16 protein-coding genes and 2 pseudogenes are annotated in these 21,535 nt (G+C 68.0%); 5 read left to right on the forward strand and 13 right to left on the reverse strand.

Features of this window, described 5'->3' with window-relative positions:
• Positions 1-66 precede the first annotated feature (66 nt).
• From istB to NRF20_RS02115, 5 genes are all read right to left on the reverse strand, one after another.
• Complete coding sequence (gene istB / locus NRF20_RS02095) at positions 67-837, reverse strand: IS21-like element helper ATPase IstB (RefSeq protein ID WP_413751871.1); 771 nt, start codon at positions 835-837, stop codon at positions 67-69.
• On the reverse strand, positions 834-2,252 hold the full coding sequence (istA, locus tag NRF20_RS02100) for an IS21 family transposase (RefSeq protein ID WP_413751872.1): 1,419 nt from the start codon (positions 2,250-2,252) through the stop codon (positions 834-836). Before istA ends, istB begins: the two co-directional genes overlap by 4 nt.
• A 66-nt stretch (positions 2,253-2,318) precedes the next feature.
• On the reverse strand, positions 2,319-3,329 hold the full coding sequence (locus NRF20_RS02105) for an IS1380 family transposase (RefSeq protein ID WP_413751873.1): 1,011 nt from the start codon (positions 3,327-3,329) through the stop codon (positions 2,319-2,321).
• Positions 3,330-3,486: 157 nt separating this feature from the next.
• Positions 3,487-4,656 (reverse strand): IS630 family transposase, encoded by a 1,170-nt coding sequence (locus tag NRF20_RS02110; protein WP_413751874.1) that lies wholly within the window; start codon positions 4,654-4,656, stop codon positions 3,487-3,489.
• A 114-nt stretch (positions 4,657-4,770) separates the two neighbouring features.
• Entirely contained in the window at positions 4,771-5,724 is a 954-nt protein-coding gene (locus NRF20_RS02115; protein WP_413751875.1) for an alpha/beta fold hydrolase, read from the reverse strand.
• Positions 5,725-5,812: 88 nt separating this feature from the next.
• Here NRF20_RS02115 and NRF20_RS02120 point away from each other — a divergent pair, with 88 nt between their 5' ends.
• Complete coding sequence (locus NRF20_RS02120; RefSeq protein ID WP_413751876.1) at positions 5,813-6,595, forward strand: TetR/AcrR family transcriptional regulator; 783 nt, start codon at positions 5,813-5,815, stop codon at positions 6,593-6,595.
• Positions 6,596-6,764: 169 nt separating this feature from the next.
• On the opposite strand, the gene NRF20_RS02125 is transcribed toward NRF20_RS02120, so the two are convergent.
• From NRF20_RS02125 to NRF20_RS02140, 4 genes are read right to left on the reverse strand one after another with little or no spacing between them, the layout of a single operon-like run.
• Positions 6,765-7,949, reverse strand: coding sequence for a Wadjet anti-phage system protein JetD domain-containing protein (locus tag NRF20_RS02125; RefSeq protein ID WP_413751877.1), 1,185 nt, complete (start codon positions 7,947-7,949; stop codon positions 6,765-6,767).
• A gap of 1 nt (position 7,950) precedes the next feature.
• On the reverse strand, positions 7,951-11,367 hold the full coding sequence (locus NRF20_RS02130) for an ATP-binding protein (protein WP_413751878.1): 3,417 nt from the start codon (positions 11,365-11,367) through the stop codon (positions 7,951-7,953).
• Positions 11,364-11,984: a DUF4194 domain-containing protein gene (locus NRF20_RS02135; protein WP_413751879.1), complete on the reverse strand. Its 621-nt coding sequence runs from the start codon at positions 11,982-11,984 to the stop codon at positions 11,364-11,366. The genes NRF20_RS02130 and NRF20_RS02135 overlap by 4 nt, the downstream gene beginning before the upstream one ends.
• Positions 11,981-12,481: a DUF3375 family protein gene (locus NRF20_RS02140; RefSeq protein WP_413751880.1), complete on the reverse strand. Its 501-nt coding sequence runs from the start codon at positions 12,479-12,481 to the stop codon at positions 11,981-11,983. Before NRF20_RS02140 ends, NRF20_RS02135 begins: the two co-directional genes overlap by 4 nt.
• Positions 12,482-12,615: 134 nt before the next feature.
• On the opposite strand from NRF20_RS02140, the gene NRF20_RS02145 reads away from it, so the two are divergent.
• Positions 12,616-13,674, forward strand: a complete 1,059-nt coding sequence (locus NRF20_RS02145) for an IS630 family transposase (protein ID WP_413754502.1) — start codon at positions 12,616-12,618, stop codon at positions 13,672-13,674.
• Between the two features lie 64 nt (positions 13,675-13,738).
• Here the strand turns inward: NRF20_RS02145 and NRF20_RS02150 are convergent, their stop codons facing one another.
• Entirely contained in the window at positions 13,739-14,725 is a 987-nt protein-coding gene (locus NRF20_RS02150; RefSeq protein WP_413751881.1) for a CehA/McbA family metallohydrolase, read from the reverse strand.
• A 302-nt stretch (positions 14,726-15,027) separates the two neighbouring features.
• On the opposite strand from NRF20_RS02150, the gene NRF20_RS02155 reads away from it, so the two are divergent.
• Both NRF20_RS02155 and NRF20_RS02160 read left to right on the forward strand, forming a co-directional pair.
• Positions 15,028-15,507: a hypothetical protein gene (locus NRF20_RS02155; RefSeq protein WP_413751749.1), complete on the forward strand. Its 480-nt coding sequence runs from the start codon at positions 15,028-15,030 to the stop codon at positions 15,505-15,507.
• A gap of 78 nt (positions 15,508-15,585) precedes the next feature.
• A complete protein-coding gene (locus NRF20_RS02160) occupies positions 15,586-16,416 on the forward strand; it encodes a transposase family protein (RefSeq protein WP_413751748.1) in 831 nt (276 codons plus the stop codon).
• A 219-nt stretch (positions 16,417-16,635) separates the two neighbouring features.
• On the opposite strand, the gene NRF20_RS02165 is transcribed toward NRF20_RS02160, so the two are convergent.
• Positions 16,636-18,027, reverse strand: coding sequence for a hypothetical protein (locus NRF20_RS02165; protein WP_413751882.1), 1,392 nt, complete (start codon positions 18,025-18,027; stop codon positions 16,636-16,638).
• A 28-nt stretch (positions 18,028-18,055) separates the two neighbouring features.
• Here NRF20_RS02165 and NRF20_RS02170 point away from each other — a divergent pair.
• Positions 18,056-19,512: pseudogene (locus tag NRF20_RS02170) on the forward strand (IS701 family transposase).
• Here NRF20_RS02170 and NRF20_RS02175 read toward each other — a convergent pair.
• Positions 19,509-20,185 (reverse strand): annotated as a pseudogene (locus NRF20_RS02175) (response regulator). The pseudogenes NRF20_RS02170 and NRF20_RS02175 overlap by 4 nt on opposite strands.
• A complete protein-coding gene (locus tag NRF20_RS02180) occupies positions 20,182-21,531 on the reverse strand; it encodes a sensor histidine kinase (RefSeq protein ID WP_413751883.1) in 1,350 nt (449 codons plus the stop codon). Before NRF20_RS02180 ends, NRF20_RS02175 begins: the two are co-directional and overlap by 4 nt.
• Between the last annotated feature and the right edge of the window lie 4 nt (positions 21,532-21,535).

Below are 21,535 nucleotides of genomic sequence, written 5' to 3' on the forward strand. Positions count from 1 at the left end.
GTCACGGACCCGTGTCGGCGTACGAGCTGAAGTGCACAGCTGCGTACGTTTGAACGTGCAGAGGTGTCAGGCGACTTCAGTCTCGCGCTCGATGGCCTTGAGGCGGTTCTTCAGCCGGTAGCTGGGGCCGTTGATGGGGACGACGTCGCAGTGGTGGAGGAGGCGGTCGAGAATGGCCGTGGCGAGGACTTCGTCGCCGAAGACCTGGCCCCATTCACTGAAGGTCTTGTTCGAGGTGAGGATGATCGAGCCCTTCTCGTAACGCTTGGAGATGACCTGGAAGACCAGGTTCGCTTCGGCGCGTTCGAGGGGCTGGTAGCCGACTTCGTCGACCACCAGAACGCTCGGCCGCAGGTAGGTGCCGAGTTTGTTGCTCAGTCGTCCGGCTGCTTCGGCGGTTTTGAGGTTGCGGACCATGTCGTCGAGGCTGGTGAAGTAGATCGAGTAGCCAGCCCGGCAGGCCGCGACGGCCAGGGCGATGGCGATGTGGGTCTTGCCGACTCCGGGCGGCCCGAGGAGTGCCACGTTCGCCTTGGCTTCCACGAAGGAGAGGGTGGCGAGGTCCTTGACCTTGCGCGGGTCGAGTTCGGGCTGGAATGAAAAGTCGTACTCGTCCAGTGTCTTGTGGTGCGGGAGCCTGGAGAGCCGCAGTCCCTGGCGGAAGCGGCGGTCATCGCGCACGGCCAGTTCCTCGGACAGCACCAGGTCGAGGAAGTCGAGGTAGCCCATCTTTCCCTCGTCGGCACGCCGGGTGTACTCGCTGATGGCTTCGGCCAGGTGGGGCAGGCCGAGCTTGCCGGCGGTGGCGCGGATGCGGGTGGAGACCAGCTCGCTCAAGACGTTTCCCTCGTGCTCGGGTGGGTGGTGAAGGGGCGGGTGCCGGTGAGCTCGTCATAGACCGAAAGCGGTCGGCGGCCGACCTCGACCCGGGTGGCTGCAGCCCGGTTCAGCAGGGCTTGCAAGGGGCCGGTTTCCTCGCCCGGAGGACGCTCGTGACGGGGCCGGGCCGGGACGTCACCGGTGGTGACCCGGCGTCCTTGGCCGGTGGGCAGGCCGTCCCAGTGCTTCTCCTCCACCACGCGGACGCCGCGACCGACCGCCCGCTGGTGCATGGCCAGCAACGTCTCCCCGTCGGCGTCGGGGGTGGTGGAATGGAGCACGACCTGGGACTTCGTGGCTCTGATCTCGACCAGTTGGCGCGGGCGGACCTTGCGGGCCGGCACCGAGTAGAGGTTGCCGCCGAAGGCGACCAGGCAGTCCTTGCCGACTGGCCGCAGATGCCGCTCGGCCACCAGATACGGGGTCGGCGGCAGCGGCTTGAGGGCCGCGTGGTCCCGGGCGGCCCGATGCCCGATCACCTCGCGGTGCGTCTTGTGGATCTGGGCCCGTCGCTGCGGCACCCAGGCGGCGAACGCCGCGTCCATCTCCTCGATGGAGGAAAAGGCCCGTCCGGACAGGACGTGGTCGCGGACAATCAGGACCTGCCGCTCGACCCGGCCCTTGCCCTGCGGCCGGTAGGCGGCCAGCACGTCGATGTCGAAGTCGTAGTGGCCGGCGAAGCCGACGGCTTCCGGATGCAGCGGGACCGCTTCGCCGGGGGCGACATGGCGGCGGACAACGGTCTTGGTCCGGTCGTAGACGATCGTCATCGGCACCCCATTGAAGTGCGCGAACGCCCGCCGGTGACAGTCGAAGAACGTCTGCAGGTCCAGGCTGGTGGTGAAACAGCAGAACGGGTCACGCGAGTACGACAGCACCATGTGGAACGAGTAGACCTTCGGGATCCCCAGGTGAGCAAGGACCCCGCCCTCATCACCCCAGTCCGCTTGAGCCTGGGCGCCCGGGATCACCTCGAACCGGCGGTGCATACCCGCCAGCTCCCGCGGTGTGATGCCCAGTTCTTCCGCGATCCTCGGGCGGGCTTCCTGAACGTAGAGCTTGACCCGCTGATAGTTCCCCGTAAACCCGTACTCCCTGGCCAGCCGCTCGTGAATCACTGCGGCCTTCATCAAGACCTCGGCCCGCAGCATCGCGTCGATCAGTGGTGCGACCTCGTCGACCACCCGCTTGCGTACGGGCCCGTTCGCCGTCCGGCGCGGTGGCGCAGACGACCCGTCGGCGGACAGGTACTTGCTGACCGTCCGCCAGTTCAGGCCGGTCTCCTTGGCGACCTCCGACAGGCTCATCGCCCCGGACTCCACCAGACCGCGGAAACGCCGGAGTTCAAGCCAGCGCTGCGGGTCCAAGACCATGGCCCACCCCTTCTCTGCAACCTTGGACAACAGGCAGCAGCGTGCCGGGGACCGTCTCTCAGCACATCAAGAACTCTGCACATTCATCCGTACGCGGCTATGCACGTTCACGTGTACGCCGACAACCCGGCGCACGATCAGCCGGGCCGTGACGCGCTCACTCTTCTTGCGGCTGGCGAACGCGGTGTATGCGGGGATCTCGGCGACCTCGGCGTCCGAGATGAGATCACCGGTGTCTGGATCTTCCACCGCGTTCGGGTAACTGATCTTCTGCCAGGCATCGTTGGGGATGCTGAGGACGGCCCGTTTGATGGACGGGTTCATGCCAGTGGTGATGGAGAAGCGGGCTCCGGCCCGGCGGCAGGCTGCGATCACACCGGCGTTGTAGAACTGGGAGTCCGCCCGCAGGATCCGCATGCCGGTGCAGCCCGCCTCGACGGCGGTGGCCAGGGCCTCGCTCACGAGTTTCGGGGCGCCGCGGGCGTCTGCTGCCTTGCCGCGGCGCATCCGGACCGCGGCGGTCACCGGCCGGGAGTGCGGGGTGCAGATCGTGGCGAGCAGCGGGTGCAGGGTGCGTATCCCTTTGAACCGGCCGTACTCCGCGCCCTGCTTGGTGCGGCCGTAGACGCGCTTGTGGGTGGAGTCGACATCGATGAACGCCGTCACACCGGCGCCCGGCAGCAGCGGCGTGTGTGCGGCCAGCGCGCCGAGGAACCTGCGGTGCACGGCGTGGAGTTGGAGCGCATGGCCGTGGGTGAACGCGCGCAGGAACGTGCCCAGCGTGGACGGGGCACGGATACCGTCGAACACGGCCGGCATCGCACCGTGCCGCAGCAGGTGAAGGTCGTCGATGCTGTCCGCGCCTGCGGCCATACCGCCCACGATGCTGGTGACCTTGGCGTCCGCCGCCGCACCCGCGCCGTTGCCCGCCCCGGTCAGCTTCACCTTCTGCGCCGTCAGGCGCGAAAGACCGCACCGCTCGGCCAGCCGCATCACCGGGACCAGCCCCGCATACGCGATCAGATTCCGGTCATCGAACGCAGCAGAGACCGCCGCCGGGGTGTGGGAAACTTTCATCTACGAGGTGCCTTGCTGATAGTGCGTGATGGTGGTGTGGTAACTCCCATCTTCGCAGGTCAGCAGGCACCTCTCTTCATTTCTCTATCTACCAGGACCCGGGACAGCCGGTGGATTCAGGCTTAGTGGTCGGCTTCCGAAGTCCTTCGGGGGTTGATCAGGCTGTCAGTCTGATGGAGGATTTTTCTTGTCGGTCGGCGGGTGTGTGCTGGTCGAGTCGGGCCAGCAGATCGTCCAGGTCGGTGGTGGTGAACCTCCACTGGAACGGCTGTGCCGTGGCGTTGTAGCGGTCTTCGAACCCTCGGAGCCGGTCCCGGACCTGGTCGAGGTCCGTGAAGTCGTTGGGTGTCACGACCTTTCGCTGCACGATGGGGAAGAAGATCTCGATCTGGTTCACCCAGGAGGCGTGGACCGGGGTGTGGACCAGGACGGCGTTCGGAAATCGGGCGGCCATGCGGTCGATGGCCCGCATGCCGCGGTGCGAGGAGCCGTTGTCGACGATCCAGAAGACGCGTTTCGCGCTGGCGTAGGGCTCCTGCGTCATGACCTGTTCGACCAGGGCCATGAACGGCACGATGCCGGTGGTGGCCTCGCAGCGACCGAAGGCTTTCGCCTGGTGAACGTCGTAGGCGGCCAGGTAGGCCAGGGCGCCGCCGCGTCCGTACTCGTGGTTGACGCGCATCGCCCTGGCCTGCCCCGGGGCCAGAGTGGGGTGGCAGCGGAAGCGGGCCTGGATCGAGGTCTTCTCGTCGCTGGACAGGACGTACTCGTCCTCGCCGAGCGGGGCGCCTTCGAAGGTGCGGGCGTAAAGGTCCAGGACCCGCTGTGCCCTGGCGCGGAAGTTCGGGTCTCGGATGAAGATCCAGGACCGGTACTGCCAGGGCTTGATCGCGTCCTGGCGTAACCAACGGCGCACCGTGGACGCGGAGATGCTGTCGGTGATTCCGCGCGCGGTCAGCTCGGCGGCAAGTTCCGGGCACGACCAGCGCGACAGCGGCACCCCTGTCTCGGCCGGGAGTTGGCAGGCCAGGGCCTTGGCCTCGGCGACCTGAACGGGGTTGAAGCGGGCGGGACGCCCGGTGCGCTTGCGGTCGGCCAGGGCCGGCAGCCCGCCGTGGGCGAACCGGTCGCGCCAGGCGCGGACCGTGTCCAGATGCAGGCCTGTCTCGCGGGCGATTCGCGCGTTGGAGCGCCCCCGAGCTGCGTGCAGGACGATCTCGGCCCGCCGCCGTAACCGGTACGGGGTCTTGTGGCCGTAGGCCATCTTCTTCAACCGCTCGCGCTCGGCCGTTGTCGCAACGATCGGGCGGGCCGGGGTAACGGGCATGGCAGACGGGCCGATCGGGAGAAGTGGATCACGACGGGCATACTGCCGCGTCCGGCGCCTCAACGATCCGGCAAGATGGCCACCGTGCCCACGCCGCCGGAGTGCACCCGGCTGTCACTCCCCCAGCGGCTGTCCGAACACGCCCGCACCGCCCGATCGCAACTGACGGACCGCCAGGTCGCTGATCTGGTGGGCGATGTCGGGCCACAGGGCGGCGGGGAGGTCGTGGCCGACGCCCGGGTAGGTCACCAGGCGGGCGCCGTCGATGGCTTGGGCGGTGGCGCGGCCCGCGCTGACGCGCAGGATGGGGTCCTGCTCGCCGTGCAGGACCAGGGTGGGTCGGCGCAGCTCTTTGAGCCTGGGTCCGTGCCACTGGGCGCCGATCTGGCGGCTCTGTGCCTTGTTGTCGCGCGGGCCGCTGTCCACGTCGGCCTCGACCCAGGCGCGGGCCGCGGCTTCGTCGAAGGGGTAGCCAGGTGAGGCGATGCCGCGCCATACGGTGAGGGCGGCCTCGATGTCGCCTTCGCGGCCCTCGGGGAACTTGGTCCGGGCGAGCTTGGCGAGCAGGCCGAACCGCAGGTAGCGCAGGACCCCCAGGCCGGAGACGTCGCTGGGCAGGGCCGCCGAGGAGGTGACGCTGAGCACCCGGTCGGGGTGTCGCAGCGCGACCCGCTGGGCGATCGCGCCGCCCAGGGAGTGGCCGAAGACATGGGCCCGCTCCCAGCCGAGTTCGTCCATCACGGCGATGGCGTCGTCGGTCATGTCCTCGGAGGTGTAGGAGTCCCCACGCTTGGCGAACAGGGCCTTGAAGGGGTTGGCGGTGGCGGTGTCCGGCATCCGGGTCGACTGGCCGGCGTCGCGCTGGTCGTAGCGGGCCACGGCGAACCCGGCGTCGGCGAATGCCCGGCACAGTCCGGCCGGCCACCAGAACCGGGCGGTGGCCAACCCCATGATGAGCAGCAGCGGTTCGCCCTCGGAGCCCTTCAGTTGGTCGAAGGCCACCTGAACGTCGCCGTTGTGCGCGTATCGGGTCGGCGTCCACTCCTGCTGCGGCTGCATCTGGGGCATGTCGACTCTCTTTCATTTACTGCGATCCATGTTCGCAGTTCATATGGCCTAAGGTACTGCATACGCCGTTCGCAGAACAGGAGGGGCCATGACCGAGCCGTCCGCCCACAACATCTGGCTGCGCCCCGAACGCTCCGGACGCGGCCCGACGCCCACGTTCGACCGCGACCGCATCGCCGCCGCCGGGATCGCCCTAGCCGACGCGGACGGCCTGCCCGCCGTCACCATGCGGGCCGTGGCGGTCGCCCTCGGGGCCGGACCGGCATCCCTCTACCGCTATGTGGCCACCCGCGACGAACTGCTGGAACTGATGATTGACCAGGTCAATGGCGAGATCTCCTACGCCACACTCGGCTCCGGGCACTGGCTCGACGACCTGCTCGCCCTGGCCCGGCAGAGCAGGGGCGTCTACCTCGCGCACCCATGGCTGCTCGACGCGACCGCGACGAGGACCCCGCTGGGGCCGCACGCGGTCACCTACCTGGAACACGCCCTGGCCGCGCTGGCCGACCTCGATGTCAGTCCCCGGACCAAGCTGGAGGCCATCGCGATCCTCAATGCCGTCGTCTCCACACTGACCCGGGCCAAGGTGACCCAGCGTCTCGCCGGGCAGACCATCCCGCAGTGGCAGCAGGACCAGGCGGAATATCTCACCCAGGTCGCCATGGCGGGCCACCACCCGCACCTCGCCACCGCCCTGACCGGGCAGCCGCCCGAGGCCGAGGATTCATCGGAGTCGCTCTTCAACCGCATCCTCACCCGCGTGCTAACCGGGCTCCTTCAGCCCGACGACATCGGAGCGACCCCCGTGCGCGGTCGCGCGGAGGCAGAGCCATCCGCGGCCAGTCCGGGGCCGACCGCAACCTCCTGATGCCTCATCGGGAGAGTCATGCCCGAGCTCTCACAGTTTCGGCGGAACCCCGGTAAAAACCACCCCAGACTGCGCCTGCGGCCTCTACTTGGCCGCCCCGAGATCTGACCGGACCTCACACACAACAACAGCGGGAGTCAACCCCCGAAGGACTTCGAGCATCGACCACTTAGCGGAGCTCGTTGAGGGCGTCCTCGAGCAGGTGGAACCGCACGCGTTCTTGTTCGAGTCGCACGTTGTGGCCGAACTCGCCGTCCACGAGGCTGTCGTAGGCATCGGCTTCGTCCGGCGTGAGCGTGCTGAGCGGTTGGTGGGTAGGTGTGTCTTCCTTCACCCACTGGCCGCGGTGTTCCAGGAGAGTGCTCCGGTTCATCAGGATGGACTGTGTGTGCGGGAAGGCCCGGCGCAGTCGGTCGAGGATGGCGAAGCCGTGGGTGTCCAGGTCACCCCAGTAGACCAGGCGTACGTCGTGCAGCCAGGGCAGGGCGGACAGTTGGGTGACTGCGTAGCCGCCACCCTGGATCACGATGCTGTGAGGCTGGTCGGGGAAGGCGAGGTAGGTGGTTTCGTTCTCGATGACGTACACGGTCGTGATGCCGGGCGGCGGCGCGGTGAACTCATCCGCGCGCACCGTGAGTTCACTGAAGCCCGCCAGTGGCTCGCCGCCGAGCAGCCGGAACCGCAGGTATGCGGGTTTGCGCAGGAAGCGGAAGCGGGCGGCGAAGTCGGTACGCACAGCCTCAGCATCAATGCGGTCCTCGGCAAGACAGTGCTCCAGCAGGGTGGTCAGGATGGCGCGGTGGCGTTCGATGAACTTGGTATCCACGCCGGGTACGTCGAGCTCGCGCAGGTAGACGGCCGCCCCGCGGTAGTCGGTGATCCAGCGGATCGTGGCCTGCAAGCGGGGCCAGTCGGTTTCCCGTTGGAGGACCTGCATGGGGTGGGCGATCATCCACGGGATGAGTGCCGGCAGGCTTTCCCGGGTGGAGGTCAGCAGGGTTTGGTAGCGGGCGACCGTGGGGGTGACGCCCAGCAGACGCCAGAGGTCTTCGCGGTCATCGATCCAGACGCGGTCGGGGACGTCGTTCACGCCAGCCAGGCGTCCGCCGAGCCTGCGGTATTCGATGCGCAGGTGTCTATGCGCGCTGGGCGCCCACGATTCGGCCCAGGCGAGGACGTCGTCATAGTGACGGGTGATGTCGCCTGCTTTCGGGCCCCGCAAGGGGATCTCGATGGGTTCCCAGTCTGCTTCGTCGGCGAGTTGGGTGAGGTAGGCACCCGTGTTCCAGCGCTTGTGGAGGCGTGCGAGGACTGCCTGCGGCGTGGTCCAGTTGGGGCTCTGATGTGACGTCATCTCAGTCTCCCTGTCCGGCGGCGGGCTGCAGGGCGGCCAGGGTGTGGGCGAGGCGTTCTTGGTGGTACTGGGCGATGGTCAGGGTGCGCAGGCGGGAGTGGTGTCCGGTGGGGTTGTCGACGAAGCCGACGGCGGACACGTAGGGCTCGATGACGTGGATCTTCTGCAGCGGGGTGACGATGAGGAGTTGCAGGCCCAGGCGCTTGAAGAGGTCCAGGGCGAAGCGGGCGGATTCCTCCGATCCGCGGCCGAAGGCTTCGTCGATGACCACGAAACGGAAGGTGCGGCTCCTGCTGGCGGTCGTATCCAGTTTGAACTGGTAGGCGAGAGAGGCGGCCAGGATGGTGTAGGCGAGTTTCTCCTTCTGGCCGCCGGACTTGCCGCCGGAGTCGGAGTACACCTCGTACTCGGAGTCGTCCTCACGGCGTCGTTCGCTGGCGCTGAAGACGAACCAGTAGCGCACGTCGGTGACACGCCTGGTCCAGGCGCGGTCGGCATCGGTGTGGCCTTCTCGCCCCTTGAAGCGCTCGATCAGGCGCTGGACCTGATGGAATTTCTCTTCGGAGTACAGGTCGGAGTCGTCGCCTGACAAAACATCGTCGGTGCAGGCGCGCAGTTCCGCGGTGAAGTCGCGGATCTCGGTGTTGGGGGTCGGCTCGGGCTTGAGCATGATGTAGCGGCCCGGGTTGTAGTCGATGTCGGCCAGCGACTCGTTGATGGTGTTGATGCGTTCGCCGATCTCATCGGCCCAGATGGTCAATTGGGCGTGGAATCCGGCGACTTCGCGGATCACATTGGTCTTCAGGTAGGTGCGGAACTGGGCCTCGAAGCGCGGCAGGTCGTCGGCGACGAGCTGCTGATGCAGGGCGCGGTAGCCGCCGGCGGAGGCGACGGAGTCGTCGAGCTCGTTGGTCTCAGCCTGGTAGGTGTTACGGAAGGTACCCATCTGAGAGGCGATCGCCTGGGCGAGGCGGGTCTGCTCCTTGCTCCAGCGGTTCTTCTGCGCCGTCAGGTCCTCGCGCAGCCGGGTTTCGGCCCGGGTGCACTCCTTGGGAGTGCGGCACGTGAGGCGGGCATCCTTCAGGCACTGTTCGAGGGCGGGAAACTGGGGCTGGGCGTCGGAGGCGGCCGCCTCGTCGAGGATGGTGCGGGCCTCGTCACGGGCGCGGATGGCCGTGTCCCGCTCGCCCCGTGCCTGGCCCCAGTTCTGGTTCGCTTCCTCGAAGACGGCATCCTGCTTGCTGATCTCTTCGGCGATCTCACACAGCCGGCGCGACAGTTCCTCCAGGTCCTTGGAGGCGGCTTCCAGGCGCTGCTTCTCGTCGGTCAGTTCGGTGATGCGCCGGACGGCGAACGTCCAGTCGATCTCACTGTAGTCGCGCAGGGACGCCAGCCGGTTGAGCACCTTGTCGAGACTGATGCTGTCCCCATGAGCGGCTTCCAGACCGCGCTTGTTGTCGGCCAGTTCGCGCTGGGCGCTGTGGACTCGGGTCGCCTGGTCAAGGAGGGCGTCGATCTTCGCCTGGTTGGTCCAGCCGAGGACATAGGTGCTGCGGTCGTCGATCCGGGTGGTGTCGTCCTTCTCGTGGCGGCCTCGAGCCCCCTTAATCAATCCCTGTTCGGTGATGGCCAGTTCAGCCTGCCGAAACTCGTTCATGGTGGCCACGCATGCGTGCGAGGCGCGGCGTTCGAGCTCACCGGCCAACCATGCTGCGAACGGCGAGTCGTCGCGAACTTCGAGTTTGGTGAACAGCGCGGTGGACGGGGCCGCCGGGTGCCGCCGTGGCGGGATTTTGTCGGGCACGCGGAAGTAGACCAGCTTTGTCCCCAGGTGGTGGTCGTTGATCCACTCGGAGACACGGGCGTACTGCTCGCCGGGGACGAGAAGGGACAGCGCGAAGCCGCGCAGCAGCCGCTCGGCGGCACCGGCCCACGCCTGTTCCTCATCGCGGACCTGAATGAGTTCGCCGGCGAATGGCAGTGCGCTCTCCTCAAGGCCGAGTTCCTGGCACAAGCGGGCACGCACATCCAGCTGCTTGCGGGAAATGTTGCTGCGGCGTGAGCGCAGACTGACCAGGTCGTCGTTGAGATCCTGCGCCTGCTGCCGCAGCTGTGCGGTCTCGACGGCGAGCGTCTCCAGGGCCGTGCGCGTCTTCTGCTCGGCTGCGGCCGCCTCGTGCTGGGCCCGGGCGATGTGCTCAAGGCGTTCGGTGAACTGGGCCTGATCGGTGACCGGCGCCAAGTCTGCCTGTTCCAGCAGGTCGGCGTGCTCGCGGGCGCGCTTGTGCCGCGCATCGCGCTGCAGTTCCGTTTCCTGGATCTGGCGCCCCAGTTCGCCCAGGCGCCCGCCGCCGAGCCCCTCACGCTGCAGCTCCCATCGGCTCTGCTCGGCACGGAGGTGCTCGAGTTGTTCCCGGGCGGTCTGCTTCTCGTGCGCGAGGCGGCTGAGCGTCTGCTCCAGGGCAAGGCGCTGGTCCTCGCGCAGGGTCGCGGTGTGCTGGGCGATGAAGTAGCGCAGGGCGGCCTGCTGGGTGTCGGTCTCGTCGATGCGCGCGGTCAGACTCTCGTAGGTGTCGCAGTCGGCGAGCAGCGGGGTGAGGGCCTCGATCTGGGCGCGGGCCCGCTTCACCGAGTTGTAGGTGGTGGTCAGGGCGTCGAAGTGGGTGACGATGTTGTCGGTCATGGCGGCCGCGTCGAAGGGTTCGAGCATGTGGCTGCGGACGAAGTCGTCCAGGCTGCCCACCGACTTCATCGACACCGTCTGATGGAAGAGTTCCAGCGCCTGCTCGGACTCGATGCCCATACGGCGCCGCAGATCCTTGCTGTAGGGCGGGAACGTCTTGTGGACGCGGACCTCGCTGGCTTCGAGGCGCTTCTTCAGGGCCCGCACCTCGGTGCCGAAGTCGGCGAAGTCACCGGCCACGGACAGGGCCCTGTCGGCGACGAGGAACAGCCGCTCCGGGCTGGTGGCATTGGCATCGGCCAGCCAGAACACCTGGCCCAGCGTGACGGTCAACCCCAGCGCGGCGTTGTGGAACACGCCCAGGATGACGGAGTAGTTGCCAGGTTTGCGCAGCGCAACCGGCTTGGTGGCACCGGTGGTCTCGTTGCGTTCGGACTTATAGTGACCCAGCACATAGGAGCGCAGGCTGCGCTCGCCGCTCTCCGCGCCGGCAGCCCGGTTGTAGGCGATTTTTCGGGCGGGCATGAACAACGTGGTGATCGCGTCCACCAGGGTGGACTTGCCGGAACCGATGTCCCCGGTCAGCAAGCCGTTGGCGCCGGCAAGGCCGAACGACCACACATGCTTGTCGAACGTGCCCCAGTTGTAGACCTCCAGGCGCTCCAGCCGGAAACCGGCTGCAGCCAGATCGGCGGGGGTGGCCGTCTCGGCGGGGCCGGACTGTGCGGGGATCACTGCTGCTTCTCCTGAGGGGTGTGGGAGGCCACGTACTGGGCCAGGTGCGTTTCGAAGTCGGCGAGCCACTGCCCGTCGACGAAGGCTTTGATGATGCGCTGGACCTCGAACAGCTGCTCCTGGCCGCGGGCACGGCGCAGGAACTGCAGGTCCACCACCTTGTTGATGTGGCCGTCGATCTGGTCGACCATGCGCGCCTCGTTGCTGCCGGCCGGGAGGAAGGTTCGGATCATCTCGACGATCTCGTCCCGGGTGATCATGAGGCGGGTACCGTCCGCGCCCGCGTCGAACTCCGCGAGCCGCTTGCGCAGCAGCACGACCAGCAGACTGACGGGGTAGGACAGCGATCGGCGGGGCATCAGTCGAGGCGGCGCCGCGCGCGGATCCCGGACGTCGTCTTCGTCGTCAGGCTTCGACTGGAGAAAGGCGTAGCCCTCCATCTCGTCGACCACAACGCGCAGGCCCATGACCTCGACGTAGTCCTTCACCCGAGCGCTCAGGTGCAGCAGAGCCTCCCAGGCCCGCTCGTGCTGGTCGCGGAAGACGGGGCCTTTGAGCAACTGGTTCACCGGCAGGGAAAGGGTGTGCGCAGGGTGCTGGGCGGGAGGCGTGGTCATCGCTTCTCCTTCTGGCTGGTGGCCCAGGCGATGCCGGGGCTGGTGCGGGCAAAGGTGACCACGGGCACGGTGGCGACCTGCTGGACGTCGTCCTCGCCGATCCACGTGATCTCTTCTTGACGGTGGTCGTCGAACACCGTGGTAAACTCGTCGTCCGGCAGCGCGAAGTAGGCGACCAGTTCGGCAAGTCCCTGCTCCAGGGGGTGCTCGCGCAGCGTCTCGGCCAACGACACCTGTGTGCGCGAGCCGAGGACGTGGTGCACCGCGGCCGTGAGCCGGGCAGGATCCACATACACCGCCTCGAACAAAGCATCGGCGGCGAACTCCTCGTCACCCGGCTGGATCCCGGTGCTGTCGATCGGCGCCTTGACCACCGGCGCATACAAGGGCCGCTCCATCGGCAGCGCGATGGCCGGCGCAGCCGCATCGATCTCGGCAACCAGGTCCGCGCCGGGCACATCGCGCAGAGCCAGGGCCTGCGCCTCGATCGCGCGCACCAGTTCTAGTGGCTTGTCACGCAGCCTTCGGCGGGTAATCGACCTGTTGCTCGTGACCCAGCAGACTGTCTCCAAGACTGATCTTGGAGGTGGTTGTGGGACGTCGACCGAGTGTGTTCGTCCGGCCGGTGAGCATGGAGGAGGGCCGGAAGCTGCAGCGGATCAGCCGGACCGCGAAGGACCCGGTGAAACTCCGCCGGGCGATCGTGGTGCTGATGTCCGCCCAGGGCCAGACGGTCAAGGACATCACCGTGCTGATGCAGGTCAGCGAGGACTACGTACGTGACGTCATCCACGCCTTCAACGAGCAGGGGCTGGATGCGCTGGACCCAAAATGGAGCGGGGGACGCCCAAGGACGATCAGTGACAAGGTGCGCGAGCACATCTGCCTGATCGCCCGGACGTCCCCCGCCGACTGGAAGATCACCGCGTTCTCCACCTGGAGCCTGAGCAAGCTCGCCGACCACCTCATCAAGCAGAAGGTGACAGCGGCCATCAGCAGGGAGACCCTGCGCCGGATCCTTCGCGCCGGCAAGATTTCCTGGAAGACCACCACCACGTGGAAGGCGTCCACCGACCCGGAGTTCATCGCCAAGATGCACCGCATCCTGGAGCTGTACGACACCCCGCCTGCCGACGGACGGGTGATATGCGTCGACGAGTTCGGACCGCTGAACCTGATGCCCCGCAAGGGCAAGGCGTGGGGCCCGGTGAGGCGTCCGCGCAGGCTGCGAGCCACCTACAACCGCTACGGCGGCGTGATGCACATGCTCGCCGCCCTCGATCTGGCCACCGGCAAGCTGTACTACCGCATCCGAAAGCGCAAGCGGTGGCGCGAGTTCCTCGGCCTCCTCAAGGCCCTGCGAGCCCGCTGGCCTGGGGAGAAGCTGTACGTGGTGCTGGACAACTTCTCCCCGCACAAGCACGCCGAGGTGCGGACCTGGGCCGCTGACAACGACGTCGAGCTGGTCTTCCTGCCGACCTACGGGTCCTGGCTGAACTGGATCGAGTCCGAGTTTGCGGCCCTGCGCTACTTCGCACTCAACGGCACCGACCACCGCAGCCACGACGAGCAGAACGCCGCCATCGCCTCCTACGTCCGCTGGCACAACGCCAACGCCGAGCCGAAGACGGCCTTCGCACCCGACTCACCGATCAGATCCTGGACCGAATACCCGGCGAAGGCTGCGTGACAAGCCACTAGCCTGCAGCCTCATCTGCCTACGCCGCCTGCGCACATCATGTTGAGGCGATCAGTCAGGTCAGGGCGATCGGGTTGGTGAGTGCGGCGACGTGCCCGTTGGGATGGCGGACCTCGATGCGGACGAACGCCGAGTCCTCCGCCGTCGTGTGCCACTGCACCGCACCTGCTCCGTCGCCGGCAAGCGACACGCGGTGGACCTTCCCTCTATCGGTGTGGAAGCTGACGGTCGCCGCCGACACACCAAGTACTGCTGCCTGCACTTCGACCCGCCCACCATGAGTTGCGAGCTGTTCGCCCACCCCGGCGATGCGACCATCAACGCTGGCGGTGAACGACACTTCCACCTCCGTCGACTCGGCGATCCAGCTGCGGCCTGAGCGGATCCCGGCGAGGATCGCCTGGGTACTCAGCTCCTCGCAGAAAACCACGGTGTGCGGGATGCCGATCTGCCCCTCCAGGTGTGTGTCGCTGTTGCCCATCGCCGGCCGCCAAGAGCCCGTCTGGATATCGGCTGCGAGGCTCCGTCCCCACTCGGCCAGGGTGGCCTCGTTGTCGGCATTCCAGGGCCGGTCCGAAGTCCACAGCCCGTTCCACACCTCCACCACGTCGAAGCCCCGGAAGGGGAACATGAAGTCGCCCGACGGATAGGGCGCGTGGGGATGCGCGGCCACGCACAGGCCTCCCACTTGATGGACCTGATCCAGACACCGATCGATCAGTCCGTCCCTGACCTGGTGGTTCCAGTCGACGACCTGACCGGGGCTGGTGCCGAGCGCAAGCCAGTGCCCGGTCTTCGTAGTCACTTCCTCACCCAGCACTATCAAGAAGTCATCGGCAGCCAGATGCGCCCATACATCGGGTGCCGCGGCAGAGTTGTGCTCTGTCGTTGCGATGAAGTCGAGCCCAGCAACCCGTGCCCGCAGTGCCAACTCTTCGGGAGCGAGTTCTCCGTCCGAGTGGACGGAGTGGACATGGCAGTCCCCGCGGTACCAGCCCGCCCCGCGTCCCAGCGCCCGTACCGGCGGGAAGCTCAAACTCAACAAGGTTCTCCTCCATCAAAGGCCTGTCAAGTAAACGTCCAGGCAGAGCAACCGGTTCCGTGACACCACCGGGCGCCGCCCCCGCCGGGACATCGAGATCAAATTCTCATTGATCAATTTCCATCCTGATTTCGCAGGTCACGGGGCTGGCGTGAGTCGATGGCGGGGTACTCGGGCTGGTCTGGAACATGATCGGTAGCAGGTGATCGATTGCCACGGGCCTCGTTCGCGGAAGTCGCCGTACGGGCGGTTGTCTCCTCGTAGGGTCCGGCAGGAAGATCCGGCCCGGGGAGGGGAAGTTCATGGTGGATGTACTGACATGGACGGTGGAACGGCGGGTCCTGCTGGCCGACCGCGCCGAGCGGCTGCGTAAGGAGCTCGCCGAGATCGATGTCGAGGTGGCCCGGCTGGAGGCCGCGGAGGTGGTGTTCGGCCAGTACGCCGAGGCGACGGACGGCGGCAGGCGGGACGATCCGGTGGTGGAGCCCGATCCGGTGGAGCCGGATCCGCCGGCGACGCAAGCGTCGGGAGCCGGCGGGATGCTGCTCGTGCCGCACCGCGTCGAGGGGATGAGCGAAGAGGTGCTGCCCGCCGACTATCAGCGGATTGTGCAGGTGGTCGCGGGTGCGTCCGACGGGCCGGTCAAGACCCGAGAGGTGTGCGAGAAGCTGGGGCTGGGCGTGCTGCCCGCGCAGACCGAGGCGATGCGGGGCAAGCTGAGGCGGCTCGCGGACCGGGGCTGGCTGCACCGCACCCCGTCAGGCCGCTACGGACCGCGCTGACACCAGCCCGGCATCCGGCCGCAAAGTGGCCGATTCCTGCCACAACGCGAGGGCCCCCGGCGGGAGTTGGCGTGTTTTGTGAAGAACAACCAGCCCGCCGAGGGCTCTCAGGATGCTGTCTACCAGGTTCGCCTTCCGGTGTCGAAGTCGACCATCGACCTCGTCGCCGACCTGATACGCAAGCAGCGCAAGAGGCTGGGCACCCGCTGGCGCAAGGTCACCCCGGGAACCCAAGCGATCATCGTGCTCGCCGTTCTCCGTCATGACCAGCGCCTTCTGGACATGGCCGGCGGCAACGACGTCTCCGCCTCGACCGTGCGCCGATGGGTGATCGAAGTGATCGGCCTGCTCTCTGCCCGCGCCCCGCGCCTGGACCGGGCCCTGAAGAAGATCGCCGACGATGGCGGGGTGGTCGTCCTGCTGGACGGCACTCTCGTGCGCACCCGCCGCCGCACCGGGACAGAGAACCGCAAGAACTACAGCGGGAAACACAAGTCCCATGGCCTGCTGTTTCTTGCGCTCACCGACGAGAAGGGCAACCTGATCTGGATCTCCGCGGCCAAGCCCGGGCGGTCCAGCGAGATCACCACCGCCCGCCACAGCAAGCTCACCGAGCATCTCCGCGAGGCCAAACTCGGGGCCCTGGCCGACCTCGGCTTCGTCGGCCTGGACGACGACCCTGACAACCCGGTGATCATCACCGGCCGCAAGGCCACCCGCAACCACCGGCTCACCGACGCCGAGAAGGAGGCCAACCGCCTGCTCAGCCGTGAACGCGCCGCCGTCGAGCACGGCTTCGCAAACCTGAAGACCTGGCGATTCCTCAGCAAGGTCCGTATGAACACCCGCCACGCGACCACCCTCCTGCGGGCCCTACTCGTCCTGGCGAACAGCGAAGTGCAGAGGTGACAGACGATCTCCCTCTGCCGATCATGTCCTGGCCAGCACGAGTACCCCACTACAAGCTCACACCAGGCCCGTGACCAGCGAAATCAGGATGAAATTTCCTCATTCTGAAACGATCAGTTATGCGGTCCGGGCCGTTGACCTCCTGCAGCCAGCCCGGAAGCCGGGTGGGCGAGTACTGGCGGTCGTCGCCTTCGAACGGCGCGAGGCCTTCGGCCGTACTCAACGGCTCTCCCAGACGTCAGCGTAGTAGTCCTCGTCGTCGTTCGCGACGATGTCCTCCTCGCCGGGCAAGACCGCTTCCAGCTCGTCGTCCTCGTCATCGTCGCCACCCGGGACCTGTTCCGTGGCTGCGACGGCCCGCAGGTTCGCATGCCCCGGCTCGTCCATGCTGGCCCCGGGCCCGCCGGTGGCCGCGACACGCCGCAGGGACGGCAGCGAGGCGACCACGTCCGCCTCGTCCGGCACCTCATCTTCGCCGACCATGCGCAGCCGATCCTGCGACAGCCGCAGCGCCATCCGGCGTTCGGTACGGTCCCGGGTCAGTCCCGCACCCCAGCGGTCCAGCAGCTCGATCAGTGCACGCTTGGTATCCGGGAACCGATGCGTCTTCTTGGCGAGCCTGCGGGCGTAGACCACTGCCTCCCGGCTCACCGGGCCATCGAGAGCTGCCGCATGCTCCCAGTCCAGCACGTGCCAGGTCCGATCCTTCGGGTCCTGGAAGTACGCTTTGGTGATGTCGCCGGAGTCGACGGCGATCGGCCACTTCCCGGCGTCAACGCCCCTGTAAGAGCTGGGCTGGTTGCGGTGGCCATTGAGCCCGTCGCCGTTGTAGCGCAGGCCGTCGACCTCCACGCCATAGTGGTGGATCGGGACGCGGAACTCCTCAAGGAAGTCCAGGGCCAGATGGGGCCGCAGAGGGATCCGCAGCGGCCCGGCCCGGGTCACCCCGTGCTCGAACATCTCCAGCGGGCTCAGCTTCAGCCCCGGCACTTCCGGGATGCACAGCCCTCGGTGGTGGCGCCGGTGGTACACCGTGGTGACCCATTCCCGGATGATCGCTTCGAGTTCGTCAATGAAGAAGTACGCCTCGTCCTCGACCTTCTCACCGCGGCTGTGCACATCCGAGCCCTTGTATCCGGGCAGTGCGGCCAGGATGCCCTTGTTGAGGGTGCCGAACCAGCGTTCCACCGGCTTGTCGGTCGGGGTCTTGGGACGGGCGGGCTGCAGCGAGATCCGGAGCTTGGCACAGACGCTCTTGATGTGGTTCGAGAGGTAGACCTTGCCGTGGTCGAAGATGATCGTTTCCGTGGCGACCGTCGGCAGCAGCGGCTGCCCGTCCCGGTCCACCAGCTTCTCCGCATCCACCACCACAGCCGACGGAACACCGCAGTACGGCAGCGGCTCCCCGCCGTCCGCGCGGGCCTCACCCGGACGCACTGTCTCGTACAACACGCCCGCGACATCGACCGACTTCGTCGACACTGGGGTCAGCCGAAGCCCCACGATGCACCTGCTGTACAGATCCATGGCGACGGTCAGTTCGCAGCGCACCCACCGGCAGGTCACCGGCTCCATCGCGAAGACGTCCAGGCTGTTGGTGTCCAGCACCACGTACTCGCCCGGCCGAGGGGGGCTTGTGATGACCCGTCGTCTGCCGTGCCCGCCCGCACCGGGCCCGCTGGAAGCCTACGCCGCACGCCTCGATGACCTGTTCTCCACACTTGCACAGCGCCGTGCGTTCCGCGAGTACCTCGCGGGGCTGCTGCTGCCGCGGGACCGCAACAAGACGCTGACCTGCCTGGCCGGCACCGAACCCGTCGTCGGGGCCCAGCACCCCTCGGTGCAGCGGCTGCAGTTCTTCCTGTCCGAGTCGACCTGGGACCACGAGCGGGTCAACACCCGCAGGGTGGAACTGCTGCTGGCCGATCCCGCGACCGCGCCGCACCCGGGCCGGGTGCTGGTGATCGACGACTCCGGGGACCGTAAGGACGGGAAGGCGACCGCGCACATCGGACGGCAGTGGCTGGGCCGGCTGGGCAAGACCGACAACGGCATCGTCACCGTGACCACCTGCTGGGCCGATGAGAACCTCTACTACCCGCTGCACGCCGTGCCCTACAGCCCAGCCCGTCACTTCCCCAAGGGCAAGAGCAACCCCGGCTTCCGCACCAAGCTGCAGATCGCCGCAGAGCTGGCCCGCGCCGCGAAGGCTACCGGGGTAGCCTTCCGGGCCGTGGTCGCCGACTGCGCCTACGGCGACCAGGACGGCTTCCGCAGACAACTCGCCGCGGCAGGACTGCCGTTCGTCATGGCTCTCAAACCGAGCCACGACACCTGGGCCTACGGCAGGACGCCTACACTCCCGTCGATGCCGCCCACGCCTTGACCTGGACGGACCCCGAGCACCCGGGTGACTGGACCGCCGTCGAGCGAACCTTCCGTGACGGGCACACCGAGACCTGGTGGGCCGCCGACGCCCGCCTCGGCTGGTGGGGACCCGACGGGAACGTCCGCCTGGTCGTGGCCACCACCGACCCGGCCACGCTGCCCCCGCAAGCCACCTGGCACCTGGCCACCGACCTGCCCCGCCCCGGCGGACCCCGCGAGGCCGACAACCCCGAACCGGCCGCCGACCTGCACGAAACCGTCCGGATCTACGGCATCCGACACTGGATCGAGCAAAGCTACAAACAGGTCAAGGACGAACTCGGGTGGGCCGACTTCCAAGTCCGTTCCGATACCGCCATCCGCCGCCACCAGACCCTGGTCACCTGCGCGTTCTCGTTCTGCTGGGACACCTGGTTCACTCAGCCTCCGGACCCGGAGCCCGTCGTCGTCCCAGCGGCCCTGCCGGCTGCCACACCGGCCGAACCGGCTGAGAGGGGGCCCCAGCAGACCCCACCAGCCCCAACCGGCAAGCTGGCCGCAGGCGATTCGCGCCGTCCGGGCCTGGCTCGACCCCTGGACCACCCTCCAACACTGCTGGCGAGCCTGGAGCAACGCACCCCTGCCACCCGAACTTCAAGCCCTGATCAACGCCGTAGGCGCAGGCCACCCACTCGATCTCTACTCCCCCGTCTAACAAACCACCGCTAGCGGACCTGATCGGTGGGTGCCAGACCGGACTCCCAGGCCCAGGCGGCGATGCCGACCCGGTTACGGACGTCCAACTTGCGCTGGAGGCTGGCCACATGGGACTTGACGGTGGCGAGCGAGATGAACAGCTCCTCGCCGATGTCGGTGTTGGACAGCCCCCCAGCCACCAGCGCCGCGACCTCCTCCTCGCGCGGCGTCAGCGGCTCGGGGGACGGCTTCCCCTCCCCGAGCACCGGTGGGACGAGCTGGTGCAGCATGCGCGCGGTGATCTGCGGGCTGATGAGGGCGTCGCCGGACATCGCCGCACGTACCGCTTCGACCAGCAGCGTCGGTCCGGAGCGTTTCAGCAGGAAACCCGAGGCTCCGGCGCGGAGCGCGGTGTGTACGTACGCGTCGAGGTCGAAGGTGGTGACACGACGACCCGTAGCGGCGGGTCCGCGCCGGGTCCGGCGAGCCGCCGAGTCAGTTCCAGGCCGTCGAGACCTGGCATCCGGATGTCCGCGAGGAGCACGTCGGGGCGGAGCCTCAGGGCGGCGCCCAGCGCGGTGACACCGTCTGCCGCCTCGCCGATCACGGTCATGTCGGGTTGGGCGTCCAGGACGAGGCGGAAACCGGCGCGGATGGTCTTCTGATCGTCCGCCAGCAGAATCCGGATGGTGCCGTTGCCGCTCATACGACGGTCCCCTCGGGTGCCGTGTGCCGGGCGGCGGCCGTACGTTCGTGCCGGCCGCTGGTCGGTGCCGCGCTGTCGGGCAGCGGGAGCGTGGCCGCGACCTGCCAGCCTGCGATCCCGTGCGGCCCCGCAGTCAGCGTGCCGCCGAGAGCCTCGGCGCGGTCGGTGAGGCCCGCCAGTCCGAGACCGCCCCGCGAGCGCTCCGGGAGCGGAGAGGTCCGCTCGGCGGCCCGGGCCCCGGCCTCAGCGGCATCGGTGACAGTGAGATGAAGGGCCGTACCGCCGCCGTACGGAACCCGCCGGGCGGCGATGCGGACGGTGACGGCAGCGGGAGCGTGGCGGCGCACGTTGGTGAGGGATTCCATCACGATGCGGTATCCGGTCGCGCTGACCTGCACGGGTAACCCTTCCAGCACACCGGCGGGCACATCGAGCAGGGCCGGAACGGTGCCGGTGCGGGTGAACCGGGCTGCCAGGACGGGCAGTTCGCCGAGGTCGCGCTGACGGTCGCGGGTGCGCGCGGCGCACTGCGCGCGGGGCGGCCGTCCGGACGGCTCGGCGGCGTCGCCCGAACCGGCAGCATCCCCTTCACGGTCCCGGTCCTCCTGTGCGTTGAGCGTCCGGACCGTGCGGTCCATCGCGGCCAGCGCCTGCATACCCGCCTCCTCCATCCGCGGCAGCAATTCCACGGCCCGCTCGGGGTCCTCGCGCGCCAGGAGCCGAGCGGCTTGGACAAGGACCACCACCCCGATGACATCGTGCGAAGCGAAGTCGTGCAGATCACGGGCCACTTCGAGAAGCTGCTCACGACGCTGGTCCGCGAGCGCCCGGCGCCTCCTGGAGTCCTGGCCGCGCATATACCCGCCCAGCGCCGCGGCGCCCGCCGCCAGCAGGGACCAGAACAGGCACAGCACGCCGATCTCCCCCGCTGCCGCAGGCGGCGTCAGATGCAGGCCGATCCGCAGCGGCAGCACCGCGACCGCCGCGCCGAGCACCATGGCGCATGCGATCGCCCCGGCCCGCCCGTTCATCCGGCGCACCGTCGGCACCAGAAGAGCGAGCAGCGCGCACGTCTCCACGGCCCACCACCAGCCCGTGGCATTGACAACCGGCCCCTGGAAGCAGGCCGTCAACACCAAGGAGGCAGCGGCGGCAAGCCACGGCCGCCGGGCTGCAGGAGGCAGCGGCAGGCGGGCCGCCGTCGCCACTGCCGTACCGGCCGTCACCAGACCCACGGCGACGATCGCGACACCCGCGGTGGACGCGGTCGCCCACGCGGCGGTGGACAGGCCCAGGAACAGAAGCCCGCCGAGGACACGCAGGACGGGCAGGTGTCGATCGCTCATGAGC

It is taken from the genome of Streptomyces sp. R-74717, assembly GCF_047305335.1.
In the GTDB taxonomy this organism is placed as follows: Bacteria; Actinomycetota; Actinomycetes; order Streptomycetales; family Streptomycetaceae; genus Streptomyces; species Streptomyces atratus.

What these genes read in the sequence shown, in the direction of transcription:
- NRF20_RS02110 (WP_413751874.1), bottom strand. Translation starts at nt 4,656, where the DNA reads ATGCCCGTTACCCCGGCCCGCCCGATCGTTGCGACAACGGCCGAGCGC.
- NRF20_RS02115 (WP_413751875.1), bottom strand. Translation starts at nt 5,724, where the DNA reads ATGCCCCAGATGCAGCCGCAGCAGGAGTGGACGCCGACCCGATACGCG.
- NRF20_RS02145 (WP_413754502.1), top strand. Translation starts at nt 12,616, where the DNA reads ATGGAGGAGGGCCGGAAGCTGCAGCGGATCAGCCGGACCGCGAAGGAC.
- NRF20_RS02180 (WP_413751883.1), bottom strand. Translation starts at nt 21,531, where the DNA reads ATGAGCGATCGACACCTGCCCGTCCTGCGTGTCCTCGGCGGGCTTCTG.
- NRF20_RS02120 (WP_413751876.1), top strand. Translation starts at nt 5,813, where the DNA reads ATGACCGAGCCGTCCGCCCACAACATCTGGCTGCGCCCCGAACGCTCC.
- NRF20_RS02125 (WP_413751877.1), bottom strand. Translation starts at nt 7,949, where the DNA reads ATGACGTCACATCAGAGCCCCAACTGGACCACGCCGCAGGCAGTCCTC.
- NRF20_RS02105 (WP_413751873.1), bottom strand. Translation starts at nt 3,329, where the DNA reads ATGAAAGTTTCCCACACCCCGGCGGCGGTCTCTGCTGCGTTCGATGAC.
- NRF20_RS02155 (WP_413751749.1), top strand. Translation starts at nt 15,028, where the DNA reads ATGGTGGATGTACTGACATGGACGGTGGAACGGCGGGTCCTGCTGGCC.
- istA (WP_413751872.1), bottom strand. Translation starts at nt 2,252, where the DNA reads ATGGTCTTGGACCCGCAGCGCTGGCTTGAACTCCGGCGTTTCCGCGGT.
- NRF20_RS02135 (WP_413751879.1), bottom strand. Translation starts at nt 11,984, where the DNA reads ATGACCACGCCTCCCGCCCAGCACCCTGCGCACACCCTTTCCCTGCCG.